This window comes from Roseburia lenta (assembly GCF_014287435.1).
GTDB lineage: Bacteria > Bacillota > Clostridia > Lachnospirales > Lachnospiraceae > Pararoseburia > Pararoseburia lenta.
Map to the genome: position 1 here is coordinate 279,246 of NZ_JACOPG010000004.1, position 25,309 is coordinate 304,554.

The 25,309-nt window shown below is 46.2% G+C and carries 14 protein-coding genes and 2 tRNA genes; 15 read left to right on the plus strand and 1 reads right to left on the minus strand.

Annotation, left to right across the window (positions count from 1 at the left end; genetic code table 11):
- Positions 1-2 precede the first annotated feature (2 nt).
- The 4 genes from H8R94_RS11065 (at position 3) to H8R94_RS11080 (ending at position 4,768) form a co-directional block, all read left to right on the plus strand.
- A complete protein-coding gene (locus tag H8R94_RS11065; RefSeq protein ID WP_118281929.1) occupies positions 3-926 on the plus strand; it encodes a SufB/SufD family protein in 924 nt (307 codons plus the stop codon).
- Positions 927-941: 15 nt separating this feature from the next.
- The gene (locus H8R94_RS11070) at positions 942-1,694 is read left to right on the plus strand and encodes an NAD-dependent protein deacylase (protein ID WP_118281928.1); all 753 of its coding nucleotides are present in this window, start codon (positions 942-944) and stop codon (positions 1,692-1,694) included.
- 332 nt (positions 1,695-2,026) lie between these two features.
- A complete protein-coding gene (locus H8R94_RS11075; protein WP_118281927.1) occupies positions 2,027-2,251 on the plus strand; it encodes an HPr family phosphocarrier protein in 225 nt (74 codons plus the stop codon).
- A 63-nt stretch (positions 2,252-2,314) separates the two neighbouring features.
- Positions 2,315-4,768: an ATP-dependent DNA helicase gene (locus tag H8R94_RS11080; protein ID WP_186854665.1), complete on the plus strand. Its 2,454-nt coding sequence runs from the start codon at positions 2,315-2,317 to the stop codon at positions 4,766-4,768.
- Here H8R94_RS11080 and H8R94_RS11085 read toward each other — a convergent pair.
- Positions 4,739-5,629 carry a LysR family transcriptional regulator gene (locus H8R94_RS11085; RefSeq protein WP_186854666.1) on the minus strand — a complete coding sequence of 297 codons (891 nt, stop codon included), beginning with the start codon at positions 5,627-5,629 and terminating at the stop codon, positions 4,739-4,741. The two genes, H8R94_RS11080 and H8R94_RS11085, sit on opposite strands and share 30 nt — an antisense overlap.
- Before the next feature lie 205 nt (positions 5,630-5,834).
- Here H8R94_RS11085 and H8R94_RS11090 point away from each other — a divergent pair, with 205 nt between their 5' ends.
- From H8R94_RS11090 to ispF, 11 genes are all read left to right on the plus strand, one after another.
- Positions 5,835-9,635 (plus strand): phosphoribosylformylglycinamidine synthase, encoded by a 3,801-nt coding sequence (locus H8R94_RS11090; RefSeq protein ID WP_186854667.1) that lies wholly within the window; start codon positions 5,835-5,837, stop codon positions 9,633-9,635.
- 132 nt (positions 9,636-9,767) lie between these two features.
- A complete protein-coding gene (locus H8R94_RS11095) occupies positions 9,768-10,838 on the plus strand; it encodes a carbamoyl phosphate synthase small subunit (protein WP_186854668.1) in 1,071 nt (356 codons plus the stop codon).
- Positions 10,838-14,044 carry a carbamoyl-phosphate synthase large subunit gene (gene carB / locus H8R94_RS11100; protein ID WP_186854669.1) on the plus strand — a complete coding sequence of 1,069 codons (3,207 nt, stop codon included), beginning with the start codon at positions 10,838-10,840 and terminating at the stop codon, positions 14,042-14,044. The genes H8R94_RS11095 and carB overlap by 1 nt, the downstream gene beginning before the upstream one ends.
- 116 nt (positions 14,045-14,160) lie before the next feature.
- Positions 14,161-15,972: a bifunctional homocysteine S-methyltransferase/methylenetetrahydrofolate reductase gene (locus H8R94_RS11105; RefSeq protein ID WP_186854670.1), complete on the plus strand. Its 1,812-nt coding sequence runs from the start codon at positions 14,161-14,163 to the stop codon at positions 15,970-15,972.
- A gap of 122 nt (positions 15,973-16,094) precedes the next feature.
- Positions 16,095-18,305: an ABC transporter ATP-binding protein gene (locus H8R94_RS11110; protein WP_186854671.1), complete on the plus strand. Its 2,211-nt coding sequence runs from the start codon at positions 16,095-16,097 to the stop codon at positions 18,303-18,305.
- A complete protein-coding gene (locus H8R94_RS11115) occupies positions 18,305-20,155 on the plus strand; it encodes an ABC transporter ATP-binding protein (RefSeq protein ID WP_186854672.1) in 1,851 nt (616 codons plus the stop codon). The genes H8R94_RS11110 and H8R94_RS11115 overlap by 1 nt, the downstream gene beginning before the upstream one ends.
- 117 nt (positions 20,156-20,272) lie before the next feature.
- Positions 20,273-21,775: a methyl-accepting chemotaxis protein gene (locus H8R94_RS11120; protein WP_186854673.1), complete on the plus strand. Its 1,503-nt coding sequence runs from the start codon at positions 20,273-20,275 to the stop codon at positions 21,773-21,775.
- A 125-nt stretch (positions 21,776-21,900) separates the two neighbouring features.
- Positions 21,901-24,327: a homocysteine S-methyltransferase family protein gene (locus H8R94_RS11125; RefSeq protein ID WP_186854674.1), complete on the plus strand. Its 2,427-nt coding sequence runs from the start codon at positions 21,901-21,903 to the stop codon at positions 24,325-24,327.
- Positions 24,328-24,433: 106 nt separating this feature from the next.
- Positions 24,434-24,506 (plus strand) — tRNA-Val (locus H8R94_RS11130).
- Positions 24,507-24,523: 17 nt separating this feature from the next.
- A tRNA-Met gene (locus tag H8R94_RS11135) sits at positions 24,524-24,597 on the plus strand.
- 160 nt (positions 24,598-24,757) lie between these two features.
- Positions 24,758-25,303, plus strand: coding sequence for a 2-C-methyl-D-erythritol 2,4-cyclodiphosphate synthase (gene ispF, locus H8R94_RS11140; RefSeq protein ID WP_186854675.1), 546 nt, complete (start codon positions 24,758-24,760; stop codon positions 25,301-25,303).
- Positions 25,304-25,309 lie beyond the last annotated feature (6 nt).

Here is a 25,309-nt window from a genome sequence, read left to right on the forward strand (position 1 = left end):
ACGTGGGAACGATTGAACAGAATATTTTAAAAGAAGTTGCCGGTCTGGACGCACTTCCGGTGGGCGCTTACAATATCCGTACCAATGGCACATCTTCTGCCAGAAATACAACAGCCAATATTGATATTGTCACCAAAGAGGACAAGCCGGGCATTGACATCATCATCAAACCGGGCACCAAGAATGAGAGCGTGCATATCCCGGTCGTGGTTTCACAGGCGGGATTAAAGGATATGGTATATAATGATTTCTTTGTCGGTGAGGGCGCAGACGTGACCATCGTAGCCGGTTGCGGCATCCACAACTGCGGCAGTGCGGATAGCGGTCACGATGGCATCCATACCTTTTATGTAGAAAAAGGTGCTAAGGTGCGCTACATCGAAAAGCATTACGGCGAGGGAGATCCGGGCACGACAGGCAAACGTCTGATGAATCCAACGACCATCGTTCATTTAAAGGAAGATGCCGAGATGATCATGGAGACATCCCAGATCTCCGGTATTGATGATACACTGCGTATCACAGAGGCAGACTTATGTGATCGCGCAAAACTGGAGATCCATGACAGCATCATGACGACAGGTGATCAGAATGCAGATGCACAGTTTACGGCAGATCTTAACGGAGAGGACTGCGCTTGCAATATCGTCAGCCGTACCGTTGCCAGAGACCATAGCAAGCAGCATTATACCTCTACCTTGAATGGCAACAACCGCTGTGCAGGGCATACCGAGTGTGATTCCATCTTGATGGATCAGGCATATGTGCTCGCCACCCCGCAGTTGTCTGCGGCAACGACAGAGGCAAGTCTTATCCACGAGGCAGCCATCGGCAAGATCGCCGGGGAGCAGTTGATAAAACTTATGACTTTAGGCTTGACAGAAGAAGAAGCAGAGGAACAGATCATTTCCGGTTTCTTAAAATAAAGCGGGAGAAGTGCCATGGAAGCATTGATAGCGAAATTTATCGAATGGATCAAAGAGTCAGAACATATTGTCTTTTTTGGCGGAGCGGGGGTATCGACTGAGAGCGGCATCCCGGATTTTCGCAGCAAGGACGGCTTATACAATCAGCATGATGTGCAGTTTGACAAGTATCAGCCGGAATACCTCTTGAGCCATACCTGTCTGATGAGAGAACCGGAGGTTTTCTTTGAGTTTTACCGGCAAAAAATGGATAGCCGGGGCTTTGAACCCAATGTCACTCACAGGGTGCTGGCGAAGTTGGAAGAGATCGGAAAACTGGATGCTATCGTTACACAGAATATCGATGGGCTGCATCAGTTGGCTGGATCAAAATGTGTCTATGAGATCCATGGGACGACCCACAAAAATTATTGTGCATCCTGCGGAGAGAGAGTCGGCGAGAATTATATTTTTGAGACGACCGGTATTCCCAGATGTCCGAAATGCGGCGGCATGATCCGTCCGCAGGTCACCCTGTATGAAGAAGGTCTGCCGGAAGATGCAGTCAGAGGGGCAGTTGATGCGATCCGAAAAGCCGACACCCTGATCGTGGCAGGCACGTCCCTAAATGTCTATCCGGCGGCATCCTATGTCTATGAGTTCCGGGGCAACCATCTTATTGTCTTAAACAAAGAGCCACTGCATGTGCAGTTGAACCAGGAGAAGGATCTCTTTATCGAGGCAGCCATGGGGCAGGTCTTTGTTGCTTTGGAAGATGCACTTTTTTGATAAAAAGGTATAAAATTCTTGATATGATCTTGAAAAAAATATAATTTTGTGCAAGATGAACAGAAATATAGAGAAGAATATCGACGCTTTGTGTAATATTAAGTAAAATGTGTGCAAAGTGTTAAATGTTCGACAAAATGCGACATTTGTCCTTCAAAAGGACAAATACCCTGCAAAGGAAAACTGTAAATATTACCCGAAATTTTAATATTTTTCACGAATTTTTGATTTGACAAAGGAAAACACCTGTGTTTAAATAGGTCAAATGAAACGTTGGAAACGCTTTCATTGAATGTAGTTTCGCGGTTTTAAAGTGAAAAGGAGTGAAAAAAATGGAACTGAAGGTAATGCTTAAGGACGAAAAAGAAGTACAGGAATTCGTGCAGGCAGCATCCGTTTGTCCAGAAGCCATTGATTTAAAGAGTGGCGCCATATATTTAGACGCAAAATCCCTGCTTGGTGTTATGAGCATGGGGATGAAGCGAGAGATGCGGGTACTTTGCAGTAAATATGATCCGACCTTTGTGCAGGCGGTTCGTAAATTTGCAGTAGCCTAAATTGTATGGAAGATGCCCTCGGCAGGTTTACCTGCCGGGGGCATTTTATGTTATACTAAAAATATGAAGATCAGTAGGCTTTTACAAGAGGAAGAATTAAAACCGCAGATCGTGATCTCTGTCCGCAATCTCGTCGAATTTCTGATGAATGCAGGTGATATTGACGACCGGCATGGCGGGCAGATGCGCATGGAGGCTATGCAGGAAGGCAGCCGAATTCACCGCAAGATCCAGAGGCGGGCGGGAGCCGATTATCACGCAGAGATCCCGCTCAAGTTCATAGTCTCTTATGAGGAGTATGATCTTGCCATTGAGGGCAGAGCCGACGGCATTATTTATGAGGAAGGCTTGTTAGAAGAGACCAGCCGTTTTCTAGAAGATCCCCGGATGGATCTTGAAGAAGGGCAGGAAGAGGCAAAGCCGTCCGTTATGATCGACGAGATCAAGGGTGTCTATCTGGATGTGGAGCAGATGGCAGAGCCGAACGCCGTGCATCTGGCACAGGCAAAGTGCTATGCCTTTATTTTTGCAACCCAGCATGCCCTGCCTGCCATCGGCGTGCAGATGACCTATTGCAATTTGGATACGGAGGAGATTCGCAGATTTCAGATGCATTATTCCTATGATGAGATCGAGGCTTGGTTTTTGGAACTCGTTGCTTCTTATAAAAAATGGTCGGATTTTTTATTTCACCACAAGATGATTCGTCAGCAGTCCATCCGGGGTTTGGAATTCCCCTATGCCTACCGGCAGGGGCAAAAGAAACTGGTAACGGATGTCTACCGCAGTATCATGCGCGAAAAGACCTTGTTTTTACAGGCACCGACAGGGACGGGCAAGACTCTGGCTACCATCTTTCCTGCCATACAGGCGATGGGGCAGAATATGGGAGACAAGATCTTTTATCTGACTGCCAAAAATGCGACCGGTGTCGTGGCACACGATACCTTTCTTCTGATGGAAGAACAGGGCTATGAGGGAAAGACGGTCGTGATCACAGCCAAGGATAAGATGTGTCTTTTGGAGGAGAGATCCTGCAACCCGGACGACTGTCCTTACGCAAAAGGGCATTTTGACCGTGTCAACGATGCCGTCTATGACATTTTGCAGGAAGAAAATATGATGGATCGGGATTGCATTTTGCGCTGGGCAAAAGATAGACGGGTCTGTCCTTTTGAGTACAGTCTGGATATCGCATCCTGGGTCGATCATATCATCTGTGACTACAACTATGTCTTTGATCCAAATGTCTGTCTCAAACGCTTTTTTGCGGAGGGCATCCGGGGCGACTATCTTTTTCTGGTGGATGAGGCACACAATCTGGTCGAGCGTGCCAGAGACATGTATTCGGAGACTCTGGTCAAAGAAGACTTTCTTGCCATGAAAAAGAAGTTAAAGATCTATGGTAAAAAACTGGAAAATACCTTGGAGCGCTGCAACAAGGAAATGCTTGTCTTAAAGCGGCAGTGTGAGAAACTGCTTGTCTTAGAGGAGATGGATTCCTTTTTGTTTGCCCTTTTCCTGGCGGCAGCGGCGATGGATGAGTTGCTGCAAAAAGAAGGAAATATCGTAGACCGTGACGAGGTCTTAGACTTTTATTTTAAGGTGCGCAATTTTGTCAACCTGTCCGATGATTTTGACGAGCACTATCGTATTTACTGTGATTATGATGAGAAAGGACAGTTCTGCCTGCATCTTTTTTGTGTGGATCCTTCCTATATGCTGCAAAAGCGGCTGGATCGGTCGCGCGCCTGTGTCTTTTTCTCGGCGACCCTGCTTCCCATCCGCTATTATAAGGAACTGTTGTGCTGTGATGATGATGTCTATGCCATTTATGCGGACTCTGTTTTTGAACAGGAAAAGCGGGCACTTTTGATCGGCAGGGATGTCAGCAGCCGCTATACCAGGAGAACTTTTGCGGAATATCTGGCTTTTGCGGACTATATCGAAGCCATTGTGGAAAAGAAAAAGGGCAATTACATGGTTTTTTGTCCTTCCTATAAGATGTTGGAGGAGATCAGCCAGAAGTTTATGGCAAAAAGTCTGGGCTCCTGTGACGTGATCTGCCAGCGCTCGGGCATGAGTGAGCAGGAGCGGGAAGATTTTCTGAAAGAATTTGAAGAAGTAAGAGAGCGTTCTTTCGTTGCTTTTTGCGTGATGGGAGGTGTCTTTTCGGAGGGGATCGACCTGACGGAGGAAAAATTGATCGGTGCTATCATTGTCGGTGTGGGGCTGCCCCAGATCGGGAATGAGCGGGAAGTCATGAAACAGTATTTTGAGGCGACCGGGAGAGACGGATTTTCCTTTGCCTACCTTTATCCGGGCATGAATAAGGTGATTCAGGCGGCAGGCCGCGTCATTCGGACAAAAAGTGACGAGGGCGTGATCGCCCTCTTAGATGAGCGTTTTACAAAAAGTGAATACAGGCAGACCTTTCCGCGGGAATGGAATGACGGAAAGATCTGCGATCGTCATACGGTTGGAGATCTAGTGGATGATTTTTGGCAAAAGAGATAAAAAGGCTTCTGCTGAGGCGCCGAGAGGCAGGGACGGATGTGTCGCTGCGACCAGGCTTCTTGGTGGAAGTTTTTCTTTTGTAGAAACAACGGTCAGATCCCTTGAGGAATGTTTGATGCAGTAGTCCGGGATAAAGGCAATGCCAAGACCGATGCGCGCCAGGTCGATCAAAAGATCATTGGAATACAACTGAAAAGCCGGTACCAGATCCAGACGATGTTCCAAAAAGATCTGGTGGAGATATTCACTGGTCGTAGAATTTTTATCCAGCATCAGGATAGGCAGACCGGAGATCTCCTTGAAAGTCATTTCCTTGGTGACCTGCGGAAAATGTGTGGGATTGGCGATGAACACATCCTGAAAGGTTGTCAGGGTCTGGGTGATATAAGAAGTATTCATGCGGGAGTTGGGATGGTTGGTGATGATGATGTCAACCTTTCCCTGCTCCAAGAGGTCGACGCAGGACTTGCTTGTCGCATTGGTGATGCGGATGGGTACATCCGGGTAGAGTTCGTGGAACTTTTGGATATAAGGCACCAGAAAATAGCGGCAGATGGTATCGCTGGCGCTGATGTGGAGTTGTCCCAATCTGGTGTCGTTGACATTCTGGATCTGTTCTTCGCCGCGGCGTATAAGGTTCATGGCTGGTTCGATGTGCTGTAAGAGCAGTTCACCGGCAGGGGTCAGTTGGACTTTTTTGGTGCTGCGGATAAAGAGGGGCTGACCGATCTTTTTCTCCAAAGTCTTGATCGACTGCGATACGGCGGACTGGGAAATGAAAAGCTGCTTGCTCGCCTCGGAGAAACTGAGGGAAGATGCAACATGGTAAAATACTTTGTATAGTTCGTAATTGATATCCATAAGGTTTCCTTTCTTTTTTTGTAACGCAATGTTATCATTCATATTATATAAGCACAAATAATAGCAGTCAAGGATATAGATAAGATTTACTAATATATCTGATTAGGGATAATAATTATGTGCAGGTCAGCGCGATGTGCTATACTATGGGTAAATGTGATAGGGCATATCCTATGTCCAAGTGAGTGAAAGATGGAGGTATAGCATGGGAAACGTAAGAAGAGTTTATGCAGAGAAGAAACCCCAGTATGCAGTGGCAGCAAAGTCACTTTACAGTGAGATCAAGAGTTATCTTGGCATTACTACGGTAACAGGCGTCCGCGTCCTGATCCGTTACGATATTGAAAATATTTCGGAGGACACTTACAAGAAGGCATTAAAGACCGTTTTTTGTGAACTTCCGGTCGATGATTATTACGAAGAAGAATTTGCTTATGAAGGCAGGACGTTCAGCGTGGAATTTTTGCCGGGACAGTTCGATCAGAGAGCGGATTCCGCAGAGCAGTGCGTCAAGTTGTTAAAGGAAGATGAAGATGTCATCATCCGTTCCGCAACCACCTATGTCATTGAAGGCCAGATCACAGACGAGCAGTTTGAAGCCATCAAGAAGCACTGCATCAATCCGGTAGACTCCAGAGAGACCGGTATGGATAAGCCTGAGACTCTGACCGATCATTTTGAAGATCCGGCAGATGTTGCCATCTTTGATGGCTTTAGCAGCATGCCGGAAAAGGAATTAAAAGATCTCTATGATTCTCTTGGACTTGCCATGACCTTCAAGGATTTCTTACATATCCAGAAGTATTTCGCTCAGGATGAAAAGCGCGATCCTTCCATGACAGAGATCCGCGTGTTGGATACCTACTGGTCAGACCATTGCCGTCATACGACATTCTCTACCGAGTTAAAGAATGTTACCTTTGAGGACGGTTATTATCGTGCCCCAATCGAAGATTCTTACAATGATTATTTGGATAATTTCAAGATCCTTTACAAGGACCGTGATGATAAGTTTGTCTGCCTCATGGATCTGGCTCTGCTTGCCATGAAAAAGTTAAAAAAGGACGGCAAGTTGGACGATCAGGAAGAATCTGACGAGATCAATGCATGCTCTATCGTTGTGCCGGTAGAGGTTGACGGCAAGACAGAAGAATGGCTTGTCAATTTCAAAAATGAGACCCACAACCATCCGACCGAGATTGAGCCATTTGGTGGTGCGGCTACCTGTCTGGGTGGTGCTATCCGTGATCCGCTTTCCGGACGTACTTATGTATATCAGGCTATGCGTGTGACCGGTGCTGCAGATCCGACCGTATCCGTCAAGGATACCATGGAAGGCAAACTCCCACAGAAGAAACTGGTGCGTGAGGCAGCCCATGGCTATTCTTCTTACGGTAACCAGATCGGTCTGGCAACCGGATATGTCAAAGAAGTATATCATCCGAATTATGTGGCAAAACGTATGGAGATCGGTGCCGTTATGGGGGCTGCTCCAAGACGTGCCGTGCAGAGATTAAATTCTGATCCGGGCGACCGCATCATCTTGCTTGGCGGAAGAACCGGACGTGACGGAATCGGTGGTGCGACAGGATCTTCCAAGGCACACAACACCCAGTCTACCGCAGTCTGTGGTGCCGAAGTACAAAAGGGAAATGCACCGACAGAGCGTAAGATCCAGAGACTTTTCCGTCGTGAAGAAGTAAGTTATATCATCAAAAAATGTAATGACTTTGGTGCAGGCGGTGTGTCCGTAGCCATCGGTGAGTTGGCAGACGGATTGCGCGTACAGTTGGACAAGGTGCCAAAGAAATACGCTGGTCTGGATGGAACAGAACTTGCCATTTCTGAGTCTCAGGAACGTATGGCAGTGGTTGTTGCACCGGAAAATGTTGACCAGTTCTTAGCATATGCCAAGGAAGAAAACTTAGAGGCAGTCGAAGTTGCCATCGTTACCGAAGAACCGCGTCTGATCTTGGAGTGGAGAGGCAAGGAAATCGTCAACTTAAAGAGATCTTTCTTAGATACCAACGGCGCACATCAGGAGACAGATGTCGCAGTGGAAATGCCGGTAAAAGAGGACAATTATTTCCATACCTATGCAGTTGAGGGCGTTGCAGATGCTCTGGCTGTAGGCGATGTGAAAAAAGCCTGGGAGACTACTTTATCTGACCTGAATGTATGCTCACAAAAGGGCTTAGTGGAAATGTTCGATGGTTCCATCGGGGCAGGCAGTGTCTATATGCCATATGGCGGACGCTACCAGTTGACCGAGACCCAGTCTATGGTTGCCAAACTTCCGGTAGCCGAAGGCAAGTGCGATACCGTTACCATGATGGCATACGGCTTTGATCCATATCTGTCTTCCTGGAGCCCATATCACGGATCATCCTTTGCCGTACTCGAATCTGTTGCCCGTATCGTAGCTGCAGGTGGTGATTACAGCAAGATCCGCTTTACTTTCCAGGAGTACTTCCGTAGAATGTCTGAAGATCCAAAGAGATGGAGCCAGCCATTCGCAGCCTTGCTTGGTGCTTATCAGGCACAGATGAAATTCGGACTGCCGTCCATCGGTGGAAAGGATTCCATGTCAGGATCCTTCAATGAGATCGATGTACCGCCTACACTGGTTTCTTTTGCGGTTGATATTGCAAAAGAGGGCGACATCATCACACCGGAATTAAAGAAGACAGGCCATGCTTTGGTATTCTTCCGTGCAAAACGTGATGCTTATGATCTGCCGGATTATGATCAGGTCATGAAGTTATATGATGTCATCCACAGCTTGATCCAAAAGGGAGCCATCGTATCTGCTTATGCACCGGATGCAAGTGGTCTGGCAGCAGCACTTTCTAAGATGGCATTTGGTAATAAACTGGGTGTGACGATCGCAGATAGCGTAGCAGCAGAAGAACTTTTTGCAAACTGCATGGGCTCTATCGTAGCCGAAGTAAACGGCGCGGATACCACGGTCATCCTTGATGCCATGGAGGCGGCAGGACTTGGTCATGACGTAAGCGTGATCGGATCTGTAAATGATAGCCGGAACTTTATATATAAAGACATGAGCCTTTCTATAGAAGAGGCTTTAAAAGACTGGGTGACACCACTGGAAAAGGTATTCCCGACCAGAGCCACAGAGGACAAAGATCCTGTTGATACCGGATTGTATCAGGCAAAAGAGATCTATGTATGTAAGAATAAAGTGGCAAAGCCTAAGGTATTTATTCCGGTATTCCCGGGTACCAACTGTGAATATGACAGTGCAAAGGCATTTGAGCGTGCCGGTGCAGAACCGATCGTCAAGGTATTCAAGAACCAGTCAGCCGAGGACATCCGTGATTCGGTCGAGGTATTTGCAAAGGCGATCGATCAGGCACAGATGATCATGTTCCCGGGCGGATTTTCCGCAGGTGATGAGCCGGAGGGAAGTGCTAAGTTCTTTGCAACTGCTTTCCGTAACGAAAAGATGAAAGAAGCCGTTATGGATCTTTTGAACAACCGTGACGGACTTGCCCTTGGTATCTGTAATGGTTTCCAGGCACTCATCAAATTGGGACTTGTGCCATATGGTCAGATTCATACCCAGCAGGCAGATGCACCGACCCTGACTTACAATACGATCGGACGCCACATTTCCAAGATGGTCTACACCAAGGTGGTATCTGACAAGTCACCATGGCTGGCACAGGCTACGCTGGGACAGACTTATTGCAATCCGGCATCCCACGGAGAGGGACGTTTCGTTGCAAGCAAGGAATGGTTGGACAAATTGTTTGCAAACGGTCAGGTCGCAACTCAGTATGTGGACGAGGCAGGCAATCCGACCATGGATGAGGAGTGGAATGTCAACGGTTCTTATATGGCGATCGAAGGCATCACCAGCCCGGATGGACGTGTGCTTGGTAAGATGGCACATTCTGAAAGACGCGGAGAATCCGTTGCCATCAATATCTATGGCGAGCAGGATATGAAGATCTTTGAATCCGGTGTCGCATATTTTAAATAATAGAAAAATGAGAGAGCCTTTTATCTTTTTGATAGAAGGCTCTTGCAATATAGAAAATCATGTGATAACATACTATAAGTTTAGGCATTTTTAAAATTTAACATGTAGAATTTCGAAAGGACAGGGCAAAAGATGAGAGCATTTCTTATTCTGGAAGATGGCACTGTGTTCGCCGGTGAGAGCATCGGATCGACACGCGAAGTCATCAGTGAAATCGTATTTAATACATCCATGACTGGATATCTGGAAGTTTTGACAGATCCTTCCTATGCCGGACAGGCAGTCGTTATGACATATCCTTTGATCGGCAATTATGGCATTACACCGGACATGGAGTCAGAAAGACCGTGGGTGGACGGATATATCGTCCGCGAACTCAGCCGTATCCCAAGCAACTTCCGTTGTGAGGGGACCATTCAGGATTTCCTGAAAGAACATGACATCCCGGGAATCTGTGGTATTGATACGAGAGCACTTACCAAGATCTTGCGTGACAAGGGAACCATGAATGGCATGATCACGACCAACGAGGATTACGATCTGGATGAGATTTTACCAAGACTTGCGGCATATACCACAGGTGATGTGGTATCCAAGGTCACATGTGCTGCACCAAAGGTTTTGCCGGGTGACGGCAAGCGGGTGGCACTTTTAGATCTGGGAGCCAAGAGAAATATTGCCAAGTCCTTAAATGATAGAGGATGCGAAGTGACCATCTATCCGGCAGATACACCGGCAGAGACCATCTTGGCAGGCAATCCGGACGGCATCATGCTCAGCAACGGACCTGGGGATCCAAAGGAATGTACAGAGGTCATCAAGGAGATCAAGAAGTTATATGACTCGGACGTACCGATCTTTGCCATCTGTCTGGGACATCAGCTCATGGCACTTGCGACCGGCGCGGATACCCACAAGATGAAATACGGACACCGTGGCGGCAACCATCCGGTCAAGGATCTTTCCACCGGACGTGTCTATATCTCCTCACAGAACCATGGTTATGTGGTTGATGTCGACAAGTTGGATCCGTCCATTGCGACACCGGCATTTGTCAATGTCAATGATGGCACAAATGAGGGATTAAAATATACAGGAAAGAATATCTTTACGGTACAGTTCCATCCTGAAGCTTGCCCTGGCCCACAGGATAGTGGATATTTGTTTGACCGTTTTATTGAAATGATGGGAGGTGACCAGTAATGCCAAAGAATAAAGACATCAAAAAGGTACTTGTGATCGGTTCCGGTCCAATCGTCATCGGACAGGCAGCAGAGTTTGACTATGCAGGCACACAGGCATGTCGTTCCTTAAAAGAGGAAGGCATCGAGGTTGTTCTGGTCAATTCCAATCCGGCGACCATCATGACAGACAAAGAGATCGCAGATGAGGTCTATATCGAGCCTCTGACAGCCAAAGTCTTAGAGCAGATCATCTTAAAGGAAAAGCCGGACAGCGTGCTTCCAACCTTGGGTGGACAGGCAGGACTCAACCTTGGTATGGAACTGGCAGAGTCAGGCTTTTTGGAAGAGCATGGCGTAAAACTCATCGGTACAACGGCAGAGACCATCTTTAAGGCAGAAGATCGTCAGGCATTCAAGGACACCATGGAAAAGATTGGTGAGCCTTGTGCGGCATCTTTGGTCGTTAAGAACGTAGAAGACGGTATCAAGTTTACCAATACCATCGGTTATCCGGTCGTACTCCGTCCGGCATTTACCCTTGGCGGCAGCGGCGGTGGTATCGCCCACAACGAGACAGAACTCGTAGACATCTTATCCAATGGTCTGCGCTTGAGCCGTGTCAATGAAGTTTTGGTTGAGCGTTGCATCGCAGGCTGGAAAGAGATCGAGTACGAAGTGATGCGTGATGCAGCAGGCAACTGCATTACCGTATGTAACATGGAAAATATCGATCCGGTCGGTGTGCATACCGGCGACTCTATCGTTGTGGCACCGTCACAGACTTTGGGTGATAAGGAATACCAGATGCTCCGTAGTTCTGCTTTAAATATTATCTCAGAACTTGGCATTACCGGTGGTTGTAACGTGCAGTACGCCCTCAACCCGGATAGTTTTGAATATTGCGTTATCGAGGTAAATCCTCGTGTCAGCCGTTCTTCTGCACTGGCTTCCAAGGCAACCGGTTATCCGATCGCTAAGGTGGCTGCAAAGATTGCTTTAGGCTATACATTGGATGAAATCACCAATGCCATTACCGGCAAGACCTATGCATCCTTTGAGCCAATGCTTGACTATTGCGTTGTCAAGATCCCACGTCTGCCGTTTGATAAGTTCATCACGGCAAAACGTACCTTAACGACACAGATGAAGGCGACCGGTGAGGTCATGAGTATCTGCAACAACTTTGAGGGGGCCTTGATGAAGGCAATCCGTTCCTTAGAGCAGCATGTAGACTCTCTTATGAGTTATGACTTTACGGGACTTAGTGACGAAGAACTGGAAGACCAGTTACACGTCGTAGACGATAGAAGAATTTATGTGATCGCAGAGGCACTGCGCAGAGGCGTTTCCTACGACCACATCCATGAGATTACCAAGATCGATATCTGGTTCATCGACAAAATCGCTATCCTGATCGAGATGGAAGAAAAGTTAAAGAGCGAGGAACTGACACCGGAACTCTTAAAAGAAGCAAAGCGTATCGAGTTCCCGGATAATGTCATTGCAGATCTTACCGGCAAGACCAAAGAAGAGATCCGCCAGATGCGCTATGACAATGATATTGTTGCTGCATTTAAGATGGTTGATACCTGTGCGGCAGAGTTTGAAGCAAGCACCCCATATTATTACTCTGTATTTGGCAGCCAGAATGAGGCGGTAGAGACCAATCTGAAGAAAAAGGTACTCGTACTTGGATCCGGGCCGATCCGTATTGGACAGGGTATCGAGTTCGACTATTGCTCTGTACATTCTACCTGGGCATTTGCCAAGGAAGGTTATGAGACCATTATTGTAAACAACAACCCGGAGACGGTTTCTACAGACTTTGATATTGCGGACAAACTTTATTTTGAGCCGCTGACGGAGGAAGATGTAGAAAACATCGTCCGTTTTGAAAAGCCGGATGGAGCTGTTGTCCAGTTCGGTGGTCAGACAGCCATCAAGTTGACCGAAGCCCTGATGAAGATGGGAGTTACTATCTTAGGAACCAAGGCAGAGGATGTTGATGCCGCAGAGGACAGAGAACTCTTTGATGAGATTCTGGAAAAGACAGGTATCCCGAGAGCATCCGGCGGAACGGTATTTACCGCAGAAGAGGCAAAGAAAGTTGCCAATGAGATCGGTTATCCGGTTCTGGTACGTCCTTCCTATGTACTGGGCGGACAGGGCATGCAGATCGCTTTCAATGATGACGAAGTGGATGAGTTCATGGAGATCATCAACCGTATCGCACAGGATCATCCGATCTTAGTGGATAAGTATTTACAGGGTAAGGAGATCGAAGTCGATGCTGTATGCGACGGTACAGATATTTTGATCCCTGGTATCATGGAACATATCGAGCGTACCGGTGTCCATTCCGGAGATAGTATCTCTGTATATCCGGCACATACGATCAGTGATGCCATCAAGAAAAAGATTACCGATTATACTGAGAAACTGGCACAGGCACTGCATGTCGTAGGTCTGATCAACATCCAGTTTATCGTTATGAATGAGGAAGTATATGTGATCGAGGTCAATCCGAGATCTTCTCGTACCGTGCCGTATATCAGCAAGGTTACCGGTATTCCGATCGTGGATCTGGCAACCAAGGTCATCATCGGAAACACCTTAAAGGGTATGGGCTACACACCGGGATTGCAGCCGGAAGCAGAGTATGTGGCAGTTAAGATGCCGGTATTCTCTTTTGAAAAACTGCGTGGAGCAGAGATTTCCCTGGGACCGGAAATGAAGTCTACCGGTGAGTGTCTGGGTATTGCAAAGACCTTTGATGAGGCACTTTATAAGGCATTCCTCGGTGCAGGTATCGTACTGCCGAAGTACAAGCAGATGATCATGACCGTAAAGGATGCGGATAAGCCGGAAGCCGTTGGCGTGGCAAAGCGTTTTGCGGCCTTGGGCTACAAGATCTATGCGACCAGAAGTACCGCCAAGTATTTGCAGGAGCATGGCGTAGATGCACTCTGGGTCAACAAGATTACTCAAGAATCACCGAATGTCATGGATCTGATTTTGGGTCACAAGATCGACCTTGTCATTGACACACCGACCCAGGGACACGGCGATAAGACCCGTGATGGCTTCCTGATCCGTCGAAATGCGATCGAGACAGGCGTACACTGTATTACAGCAATGGATACGGCAAATGCACTGGCAACCAGTTTGGAATCTGCCACAGATGAATTTACCTTAGTGGATATTGCAAAAGTAAAGAACATCTAAATAAAACGCACTGGAATAAGTGTGAGTTTCATATTGCGAAACTGCTTTCTTTTGGTTACTATGGAAAGTGGTTTCGCTTTTTAAGTGACAGAAATCTTTAGATACGAGGAAAAAAGATGAAAATAGGAGAATTCTTAAAGGAACATACACTTCTCTGTGATGGTGCAATGGGAACCTACTATGCTGCGAAATTTCATAATGAAACATTGGTAGAACGTGAAAATTTCGAGCATCCGGAACGAATTGCCCAGATTCACGGAGAATATTTAGATGGTGGAGCGAGACTGCTCCGCACCAATACATTTGCTACCAATTTAAACTTCTTTGATTCTATCGAGGAGATGGAAAACAATATTATGATCGCCTGCCAGATCGCAAAAAGTGCAGTGGAAGCATACTATGAAAAAACAGGACTGACAAAAGAGACCTATCCTGTTTATGTGGCAGCAGACATCGGTACGATCTATGATATGGAGCAGAAAGATGATAGCAATGTTCTGGCAGAATATCATCATATCGTGGATACGTTTGTATCGGCCGGTATGGATATTTTCTGGCTGGAAACGCAGGTGGATGTTTACTATCTGAAGAGATTGCTTGCTTATATCAAGGAAAAAGCACCGCAGGCTTATGTGATGGTTTCCTTTTCTATGGATAAAACGGCCTATAGTAAGGGTGGCTTGCAATTTGATCGCATGGTGCGACTGATGAGTGAAATGGATGAAGTGAATGCCTATGGATTAAACTGTGGCATGGAAGCCGCCCATATGTACCAACTTTTGAAAAATGTAACCTTTCCATCAGAAAAACCTGTCATCGCCTTGCCAAATGCCGGTTATCCATATCAGTTGCGCGGCAAGACCATTTACGGAAAGAATGAATCTTATTTTCAGAAGATGGTATTGCAGATCGCAGACTTAGGGATTGATCTTGTTGGTGGCTGTTGTGGAACGACACCGGATTATCTGAAAGAGATTGCAGAACAGTTGAAAGGCAAGAAGAAAATAGAAAAAAAGACAGGCTCGCCGGAGACACCTGCTGTCTCGAGAACGGAGTCTGTATTTTGGAAAAAGTTACAAAGTGGGGAGAAGCCCTTTGTGGTAGAACTGGATCCGCCATCGGATATCAAGGTTGAAAAACTGGTATCGGGAGCGCAATTGTTAAAGGAACATCGTGTTGATCTACTGACACTTTCCGATTCTCCGATGGCACGCAGCCGTATGGATGCGTCCTTGCTGGGCAGTAAGATTCAGAGGGAGACCGGCATTTATGTCATGCCGCACTTGTCCTGCCGTGATCGGAATGTGATCTCTCTGCGCGGTACGATGCTCGGTGATTACGTCAATGATTTAAGGCATTTTCTGGTCGTTACGGGAGATCCGATTGCACAGAATGACAGAAACACGATCACACAGGTATTTGATTACAATTCTATCAAGTTTATGGGACTTTTGCAGGAAATGAATGAAGACCAGTTTTATCAGGATCGTATCGTTTATGGCGGTGCCCTAAATTATCAGGGCGTAGGTGTGGATGCCATAGCAAGAAGAATGAAACTGAAAATGGAACAGGGATGTAGTTTCTTTTTGACACAGCCGATTTATGCAGACGCGGATGTGGAACGTATCAAGGACTTGAAAGACCGTACCGGTGCAAAGATCATCGGAGGTATTATGCCACTTGTGAGCCGAAAAAATGCCTTGTTTATCGCAAATGAGATGCCGGGTATGCATGTGCCACCGGAAACGCTGGCATATTATGAGGAGGGCATGAGCCGTTCGGAATATGAAGAAGTTGCCATCCGTGTATCCGTGGAGATTGCCAGAAAGATGTCTTCGATTGTTGACGGTTATTATTTTATGACACCGTTTAACCGCGTAGAACTCATCTGTAATATCATTGAGCGTATCCGTGAAGAAAATTTATAGAAATGAAAATTTATAGAAATTTAATAAGTATGAACAGAATTTTGGATGACATTGGAAAAAAAGAGTTCTACAATAAGAAAGATATAAAAAATAAACACATGTATAAGAATTAGGGAGACAAGATGAAATTTTTATTTCAAAACTTATGGGAACGGAAAAAGGCAGTTGCCATAGTTATTGTGCTTTTGATCGCACAGGCATTATGTGAACTGTCACTTCCAAACTACACAGCGGATATCGTTGATGTCGGTATTCAGCAGAATGGTGTTGACTCTGTAGCAGTGGAGAAAATGCGTCAGGAGACACATAACTGGCTTCTTGCTTTTATGGATGATGATGAGATTTCTTATCTCGATGCTTGCTATGAAAAGCAGGGGGAGACTTATGTCCTAAAGGATGAGGTTTCAGAGGATAAAGATAAAAAAACAGCATTGGAAAAAGTTTTGCAGGAGCCAATGGTGCTGACTTACTTTATGGAATATGGTGCGCAAGCGTCCGGCGATTCGGAATATGCATCCATGATGGGGGATGCGGCTAAGATGCAGGAGCAGTTAAAGCAACTTGCACAGGCAGGTGCACTGACACCTTCCTCTTTGTATGATATGCGTGCGGCGGTGACAGAAAAGTTTGGTGATCTGGGTGACACGATGACCGACCAGATGTCCATTGCTATGGCACAGCAGGAATATGAGGCGTTGGGGTATGATATGCACCAGATGCAGATGGACTATCTGCTTCGTACCGGTGGTGTGATGATTCTGATGACACTTGGCATGCTGCTGGCAGCCGTATTGTTGGGATATGTTTCTTCAAGAACAGCGGCAGACATTGGACGTAGTTTGCGTAAAAAAGTTTACACCAGTGTTATTTCTTTCTCTGGAAAAGAGATTGATCAGTTCTCGACGGCATCACTGATCACCAGATGTACCAACGATATTCAGCAGGTACAGATGGTAGAAGTTATGCTGCTTCGTATGGTATTGTATGCTCCGGTGCTTGCCATTGGCGGTATTATCATGGTGACCAGGACCGATGCATCCATGAGTTGGATCATTGTTGTGGCGGTCGCTGTTATCATCAGTGTAGTTATGGTACTGATGAAGTTTTCTATGCCGAAGTTTAAGATGATGCAGAAACTCGTTGACCGCATGAATCTGGTTTCACGCGAGATCTTAACGGGTATTCCGGTTATCCGCGCATTCTCACGTGAGGAGCATGAAAAGGAACGCTTCAAGGATGCCAATACAGAACTCATGGAGACACAGTTATATACAAGCCGCATGATGGCATGGATGATGCCAATTATGATGCTGATCATGAACTGTATTACCGTAGCGATTGTATGGTTTGGTGCAAAGGGAATATCCGCAGGTCATATGCAGGTGGGAGATATGATGGCATTTATTACATATGCCATGGTCATTGTTATGTCCTTCCTATTGCTTACCATGATGTCTATTATGCTTCCTCGTGCAGGTGTTGCTGCAGAACGTATTCAGGAAGTCATCGGAACGAGATCATCCATCGCAGATGCTGAGCAGTTAGCAGATGATGAGATGGGAGATATCCGTGGAGAACTTGCATTCCATAACGTAAGTTTTGCTTATCCAAATGCTAAGGATAATGTACTGGATGGTCTTGATTTTGAGGCTGAGCCGGGAAAAACGACGGCGATTATCGGAAGCACGGGATGTGGTAAGTCGACACTTCTAAATCTGATTCCACGTCTTTATGACGTGACAGAAGGAAGTATTACTTTGGATGGTGTAGATATTCGTACCATATCACAAAAGAAACTGCGCGATGCCATAGGGTATGTTCCGCAGAAGGCTGTCCTGTTTTCGGGAGACATCCGCTCTAATATCAAATATGCGGATGAGACGATTTCGGATGACAGGATGGAAGAGGCTGCTGCCATTGCACAGGCAACAGAATTTGTCGAAGAAAAAAAGAAAAAGTACGACAGCCATATTGCGCAGGGGGGATCAAATGTATCTGGCGGACAGAAGCAGAGACTCTCTATCGCGCGAGCCATTGCGAAAAATCCAAAGATTTATCTCTTTGATGACAGTTTCTCAGCACTGGATTATAAGACAGATAAGGCACTGCGTGCGGCATTGTTTGAACATGCGAAAGATGCAACAGTTATCATTGTTGCACAGCGTATCAGCACGATCTTACATGCAGATCAGATCCTGGTCTTGGATGATGGAAAGATTGTCGGAAAAGGAACCCATCAGGAACTTTTGAAGCAATGCCAGGCATATCAGGAGATTGCGGCTTCACAGTTGAGCCAGCAGGAGATAGAAAAGACGAAAGGAGGCTTAGCCTAATGAGTGAGTCAAATGAAAGAGCAAAAGCACCTCGTCGTCATCATGGTCCTATGGGCGGAGGTCCGGGCAGACCGGCGGAAAAAGCAAAAGATTTTAAAGGAACACTAAAGAAATTACTGAATTATCTGAGTGTTTATAAAATAGGGATTGCAGTTGTAATCTTTTTTGCAATTTTAAGTACCATATTTAATGTAATCGGACCAAAGATTTTAAGTAAGGCGACAACAGAGTTGTTCACCGGTCTGGTCGCAAAGATTCAGGGGACAGGAAATATTCGTTTTGATGTGATCGGCAAGATTTTATTGATCCTGCTTGCAATTTATATCTTTAGTGCGCTGATGAGTTTTGTGCAGGGATATATTATGGCAGGGGTATCGCAAAAGATGACATACCGCATGAGATCGGAAATCTCCGAAAAAATCCATCGACTGCCAATGTCCTATTTTGAATCCAAGACCGTCGGTGAGATCCTTTCGCGTATCACCAACGATGTCGATACCTTAGGACAGAGTTTGAACCAGAGTGTGACACAGGTGATTACCTCGGTGGCAACAATGGTAGGCGTACTTGTCATGATGCTTTCCATCAGCCCGCTGATGACCTTGATCGCGCTTGTTATTTTACCGGTTTCTATTGCGCTTGTAATGCTGGTTGTTAAGTTTTCGCAGAAATACTTTATTGCCCAGCAGAGAACCTTAGGTGAGATCAATGGTCAGGTGGAGGAGACCTTCTCTGGACAGAGCATCGTTAAAGCATTCAACAAAGAAAAGGATGTTTTAGCGGAGTTTGATACAAGAAACGAAGAGCTTTATAACTCTGCATGGAAGTCACAGTTTTTATCCGGACTGATGCAGCCGATCATGACATTTGTTGGAAACCTCGGTTATGTTGCAGTGGCCATTGTCGGAAGTATTCTTGCAGTGGCAGGAACGATCACCGTTGGCGATATTCAGGCATTCATCCAATATGTAAAGAACTTTACGCAGCCGATCCAGCAGATGGCAAATGTTTCTAACCTCTTGCAGTCTACCGTTGCTGCCGCAGAGCGTGTTTTTGAGTTCTTAGAAGAGACCGAAGAAGTTGAGACGGAAAACCCAATGATTATGGATCATGTTTCGGGGGCAGTTTCTTTTGAACATGTCAAATTTGGTTACAACGAAGATAAGATCATCATCCACGATTTTTCAAGTCAGGTAAAACCGGGACAGATGGTTGCAATTGTAGGACCTACCGGTGCCGGAAAGACAACGATGGTAAAACTATTGATGCGTTTTTATGATGTCAACGAAGGCTGCATCAAGATCGACGGCCAGGATATCCGTGCGTTCGGCCGCAGCAATCTGCGAGAACATTTTGGTATGGTCTTGCAGGATACATGGTTATTTAAGGGAAGCATCATGGAGAATATCCGTTATGGAAAACTCGATGCGACAGATGAAGAAGTGATCGCCGCAGCAAAGGCAGCGCATGCACATCACTTTATCGAGACCTTGCCGGGTGGTTATGATTTCGTTTTGAATGAAGAAGCAACCAATGTTTCACAGGGACAAAGGCAGTTGCTTACCATTGCCAGATCTATACTTGCCGATAATCCAATTCTGATTTTGGATGAAGCGACAAGTTCTGTAGATACCAGAACAGAGCAGAGAATACAGAAGGCAATGAATCATCTGATGCAGGGCAGAACAAGTTTTGTCATTGCACACAGATTGTCTACGATCAAAGATGCAGACCTGATCCTTGTTATGAAAGATGGCGATATCATCGAGCAGGGCAGCCATGAAGATCTGATCGCTCAAAATGGTTTTTATGCAGAACTCTACAACAGCCAGTTTGAAGAAGTTGGATAATGTAATCAACTAATGTTTATACACACAATTGTCGAAAAAACACAAAAATGGATGACAGACCGGAAGATGAGTGTTATACTTTTCTTATAAATTTTGGTAAGGGAAGGGATGAATGACATGGAATTGATGCAACGGCAGATGAAGGAAAAGAATCGTGTCGCTTTTACAGTGGCGGTGATTATTACGGGCATTGAACTGGCACTGGCACTTCTTAGTTTTACACAGGCAGACACGCTGATCGCGAATGCAATCGTACGAACGGTAGTCTGTGCAGTGGCAATGGTACTTTTGATCGTTGTGTATAATAGAAATAAGGCAGATGAACGGTTTGAAAAGATATTTATGATTACATTGATCGTGGTATATGCTGTTTATATTCTTTCTGTTCGCAGTATCGGTATGTATGCTTTTATGTACTTGATCTTATTCTCCATGGCTGTTTATATGCATCCGAAGTGGATCATGGCAGGGGGCATTGCCTTTAGTATCGTCAATGCTATCAAGGTCGTGCAGTGCAAGGTCATTTATGCGGACGAATCTTTGTTTTCAACCAGTTTCGTTCAGTTGATCTTTGCGGTGGCAACGACGGTGGTTGCTTATATCGTAGTCAAGATGATGCAGGATCATCATGCACAGGACAAAGAAGAAGTAGAACGACGTGCAAAAGAACAGCAGACTGTGGCTGAGAATATCATCCGTATGTCCGATGAACTGGTGCAGATGTTTGAACAGGCGAAGGCGAAGGCAGAACGCCTGACAGAGAGCATGGAGACCAGCAACGGTTCTGTGCAGGAGATTTCTCTGGGTGTTAAGTCTACGGCGCAGGCGATCGAGCATCAGACCATGATGACCAGTGATATCCAGACCAGTCTGGAAAATGCCGGCAATGGTACGGAACTCATGAAAGAGGCGGTAGAGGTATCCACAACGACAGTTCAGAACGGAGCCCAGTTGATCGAAGAACTGCGTGAGCAGGCAATCGGAACAGCCCAGATCAACCGTCAGACAAAGGATACGACGGACGAACTGAACAACCGTATCAAGGAAGTAGAAGAGATCGTCGGAACCATTCTTAGTATTTCCGGACAGACCAATCTATTAGCCCTCAATGCATCCATAGAGGCTGCGAGAGCAGGAGATGCAGGCAAGGGATTTGCGGTTGTTGCAGATGAGATCCGCACCCTTTCTGAGGAGACCAAGGAATCTACCGGCAAGATTACGGCTATCATTGAAAAACTTACGGTCAATGTAGGAGAGGCATCGGAAAATATGCGCAAGTCTACCGAGTCCGTAGAAAAACAGAATGAGATGATCGCTACAACTGCAGAAAACTTCAAGTTGATCGAGGAAAAGATGCAGGAAGCATATACAGAGATTCAGAGTCTGAGCGGAGAGGTTAATGATATCCTAACATCCAACAGTCAGATTAGCGACAGCATTACAGACCTGTCTGCAACCAGTGAAGAAGTGGCTGCATCATCTGAGAGTTGTACAACAGTCTTTGGACAGAGTGTGGCAGATCTAGAGACACTGAATGAACAGTTGAATCAGATCTTCCGTATTGCTGAGAATCTCAAGGATGTGGCAGAACAGGAAAATGACATGATTGTGTCAGAATAGAAGGTTTGCCGGCCTACTGGCGAGCAAGTAAAGGGTTGCAGAAAGCAACCCTTTTTTTTATAATGAAGGCTGATTGAAAAACTGCAGAAGTATAACATATATAAAGATAAAAGGAAGAAACAAAGATGACAAAGCAGGAACTACAGGATCTTTTTCAAAAAGGACCGATCATATTGGATGGAGCAACGGGCTCAAACCTGATGGCAAAGGGTATGCCTATGGGAGTATGCCCGGAGGATTGGATCTATCATCACAAGGAGGCGATCGTTTCCTTACAAAAGGCATATGTCGAGGCGGGAACACAGATTTTGTATGCACCGACTTTTACAGCAAATCGCATCAAATTAGCAGAATATGGCATGGAAGACCGCTTAGAAGAATTGAATCGTGCCATGGTGCGCTACAGTAGGGAAGCGGCAGGAGATCGGGCATTTGTTGCCGGAGATCTTACCATGACGGGCAGACAGTTATATCCGGTCGGAGATCTCATGTTTGAGGATCTTGTGGATGTCTATAAGGAGCAGGTGAGGGCAATCTTAAAGGAGGGTGTGGATCTCTTTGTGATTGAAACCATGATGAGTTTGCAGGAATGTCGTGCGGCTCTTTTGGCAGTCAAGGAAACCTGTGATCTTCCGGTTATGATCTCCTTGACCTACAATGAGGACGGCAGAACTCTGTATGGCACATCGCCTGAGATCGCCATGGTTGTTTTAGAGCATATGGGCGCGGATATTGTCGGCGTGAACTGTTCGACCGGACCTCTTGCTATGATCCCTTTGGTAAAGGCTATGCTGCCTTATGCGGATATCCCGATCATGGTCAAACCCAATGCCGGCATGCCGGAACTGGAAAACGGAGAGACCGTCTATAAGATGACGCCGGAGGAGTTTGCGGATGCCTGCGAACAATTAGTAGATGCCGGAGCATCGGTCGTGGGTGGCTGCTGTGGTACCAGACCGGATCATATCAAGGCGCTGGCAGACTGTATGCGTGGCAAGAAAGTGGAGCCGATCCAAAAGAAGAACAGACCGGTGCTGACCTCGGAGCGTGGCTTTGTGGAGGTGACGCTGGACGGTGGCTTTAAGGTTGTGGGAGAGCGTATCAACCCGACCGGAAAAAAGGCATTGCAGGAAGAACTGCGGTCAGGCAGTATGCAGATGGTACGTCAGTTTGCCAGAGATCAGGAGATCGCAGGAGCAGCCATTCTGGATGTGAATATGGGAACGAACGGTATTGACGAAAAAGCGACTATGCTGGATGCCATCTATGAGGTGATATCGACGGTAGATCTGCCGCTTTCCATCGATACTTCTTATGTGGATGTCATGGAGGCAGCCCTTCGTATCTATCCGGGACGAGCCCTCATCAATTCTATTTCCTGCGAAGCAGAAAAAATGAAAGAACTTTTGCCGATCGCCAAAAAGTACGGAGCCATGTTTGTTCTGCTTCCACTTTCACAGGCAGGACTGCCAAAGGATCTGGACGAAAAGAAAGAACATATTACCCATGTATTAGAGGCGGCGCGTGCGATCGGATTGCAGGATAACGATGCTGTGGTCGATGTCCTGGTGGCGACTGTGGGAGCCAATCCGTCGGCGGCTTTGGAATGTTTTGAGACGATTTCCTATTGCAAGGATACTCTACATCTGCCTACTATCTGTGGACTTTCCAATATTTCTTTTGGTATGCCACAGCGTATCTTTGTCAATACGGCATTTTTGAATGTGGCTCTTTCCAAGGGACTGACCATGGCGATTGCCAACCCATCACAGGAACTCCTCATGTATACGGCGTTGGCTACAGATCTTTTGCTTGGTAAGGAAGGGGCATCAGAGCGCTACTTGGGAACAGTACCTACGACAGCCATGAAGATGGTCGGCTCCAAGGATGTCAAGGCAGATAGCCAGACGAAAGAAGAGGCTCATCACCCGATCTTTGACTGCGTGGTAAAGGGAGACAAGGAATCCATCATACGGGAAGTAAAAAAAGAGGTGGAAGCGGGAGAGAAACCGTCGGCTGTGATCGAAAAGTATCTGATCCCGGGCATCAATCAGGTGGGAGAATATTACGACAACAAAAAATATTTTCTCCCACAGTTGATCGCGGGAGCCAATGCCATGAAAGAAGCCATGGAGTATTTAGAGCCACTGCTTCTGGCAGGCAAAAAGGATGAGGCGAAGGCGACCGTCGTCATTGCGACCGTAGAGGGCGACATCCACGATATTGGCAAAAATCTGGTGGTGCTCATGCTCAAGAACTATGGTTATCGTGTCTTTGACATGGGAAAAGATGTGCCGGCAGAGTCGATCGTAAATAAAGCGATAGAAGAAAATGCACAGATTATCGGTCTGTCAGCCCTTATGACTACGACCATGATGCGAATGAAAGATGTCGTGGATCTGGCAAAGGAAAAAGGCTGTCAGGCAAAGATCATCATTGGTGGTGCCTGTATCACGGAGAGTTTTGCGGAGGAGATCGGGGCAGACGGTTATTCCAAGGATGCGTCAGAGTGTGTCAAACTGATAGATTCCCTTATCCAGTCCAAATTGTAGAAAAAGTTTGAAAAATAAAAAAATTGAAAAAATTTTTAAAAAAGTGTTGACGAAAGGGTACAAGTATAGTATATTTAATTTCGGTCGCGACGAGCGGCAATGAAATGGGATCTTAGCTCAGCTGGGAGAGCATCTGCCTTACAAGCAGAGGGTCATAGGTTCGAGCCCTATAGGTCCCATTCCAACACTTTAATATGGCGAGGTGGCTCAACTGGCTAGAGCGTCCGGTTCATACCCGGGAGGTTGAGAGTTCGAGTCTCTCCCTCGCTACTGAATGAAGCCTTGATCCTTTGGATTGAGGCTTTTTTGCATCACGTTCTTTTTTATTGAAAAGCAACTTGTGGATATGGTATCATATAGGGTGGTTTTTGAATTTGAAGATCATGTTATATTTTACGGATAAAGACCGTAGAATAGGAGGGAAAGACCTATGCGGATTGGAACAGGTTATGATGTGCATAAATTAGTGGAAGGTCGTAAGTTGATCTTAGGTGGCGTAGAGGTGCCGCATACGCTTGGTTTATTGGGACATTCGGATGCCGATGTGCTTTTGCATGCGATCATGGATGCTATCCTTGGCGCGGCAGGACTGGGAGATATCGGTAAACATTTTCCGGATACGGATGAGGCTTATCGCGGGATCTCATCTATGAAGTTATTGGAACATGTAGGTGCTTTGCTCGCAGACCACGGTTATGTGGTCGGCAATATTGATGCTACGGTGATCGCACAGCAGCCAAAACTGCGCCCTTACATCAGCCGGATGGAGGAAAATGTAGCAAGCGTGCTCGGGATTTCTGTGGATCAGGTCAATATCAAAGCAACGACTGAGGAGCATTTGGGATTTACCGGAAGAGAAGAAGGCATTTCTTCTCAGGCAGTCTGTTTGTTGGAATCTTTTTATGAGAGCAGCGTAGCCGTTGCTGATTCAGCAAATCGATGTTCGTCCTGTCAGGGATGTAGCAAAGAATTTTAAAAAGAG

Excerpts from the sequence above, each read along its gene's own strand:
- H8R94_RS11070 (WP_118281928.1), top strand. The coding sequence starts at position 942 with ATGGAAGCATTGATAGCGAAATTTATCGAATGGATCAAAGAGTCAGAA.
- H8R94_RS11075 (WP_118281927.1), top strand. The coding sequence starts at position 2,027 with ATGGAACTGAAGGTAATGCTTAAGGACGAAAAAGAAGTACAGGAATTC.
- H8R94_RS11080 (WP_186854665.1), top strand. The coding sequence starts at position 2,315 with ATGAAGATCAGTAGGCTTTTACAAGAGGAAGAATTAAAACCGCAGATC.
- H8R94_RS11085 (WP_186854666.1), bottom strand. The coding sequence starts at position 5,629 with ATGGATATCAATTACGAACTATACAAAGTATTTTACCATGTTGCATCT.
- H8R94_RS11090 (WP_186854667.1), top strand. The coding sequence starts at position 5,835 with ATGGGAAACGTAAGAAGAGTTTATGCAGAGAAGAAACCCCAGTATGCA.
- H8R94_RS11095 (WP_186854668.1), top strand. The coding sequence starts at position 9,768 with ATGAGAGCATTTCTTATTCTGGAAGATGGCACTGTGTTCGCCGGTGAG.
- carB (WP_186854669.1), top strand. The coding sequence starts at position 10,838 with ATGCCAAAGAATAAAGACATCAAAAAGGTACTTGTGATCGGTTCCGGT.
- H8R94_RS11105 (WP_186854670.1), top strand. The coding sequence starts at position 14,161 with ATGAAAATAGGAGAATTCTTAAAGGAACATACACTTCTCTGTGATGGT.
- H8R94_RS11110 (WP_186854671.1), top strand. The coding sequence starts at position 16,095 with ATGAAATTTTTATTTCAAAACTTATGGGAACGGAAAAAGGCAGTTGCC.
- H8R94_RS11115 (WP_186854672.1), top strand. The coding sequence starts at position 18,305 with ATGAGTGAGTCAAATGAAAGAGCAAAAGCACCTCGTCGTCATCATGGT.
- H8R94_RS11120 (WP_186854673.1), top strand. The coding sequence starts at position 20,273 with ATGGAATTGATGCAACGGCAGATGAAGGAAAAGAATCGTGTCGCTTTT.
- H8R94_RS11125 (WP_186854674.1), top strand. The coding sequence starts at position 21,901 with ATGACAAAGCAGGAACTACAGGATCTTTTTCAAAAAGGACCGATCATA.
- ispF (WP_186854675.1), top strand. The coding sequence starts at position 24,758 with ATGCGGATTGGAACAGGTTATGATGTGCATAAATTAGTGGAAGGTCGT.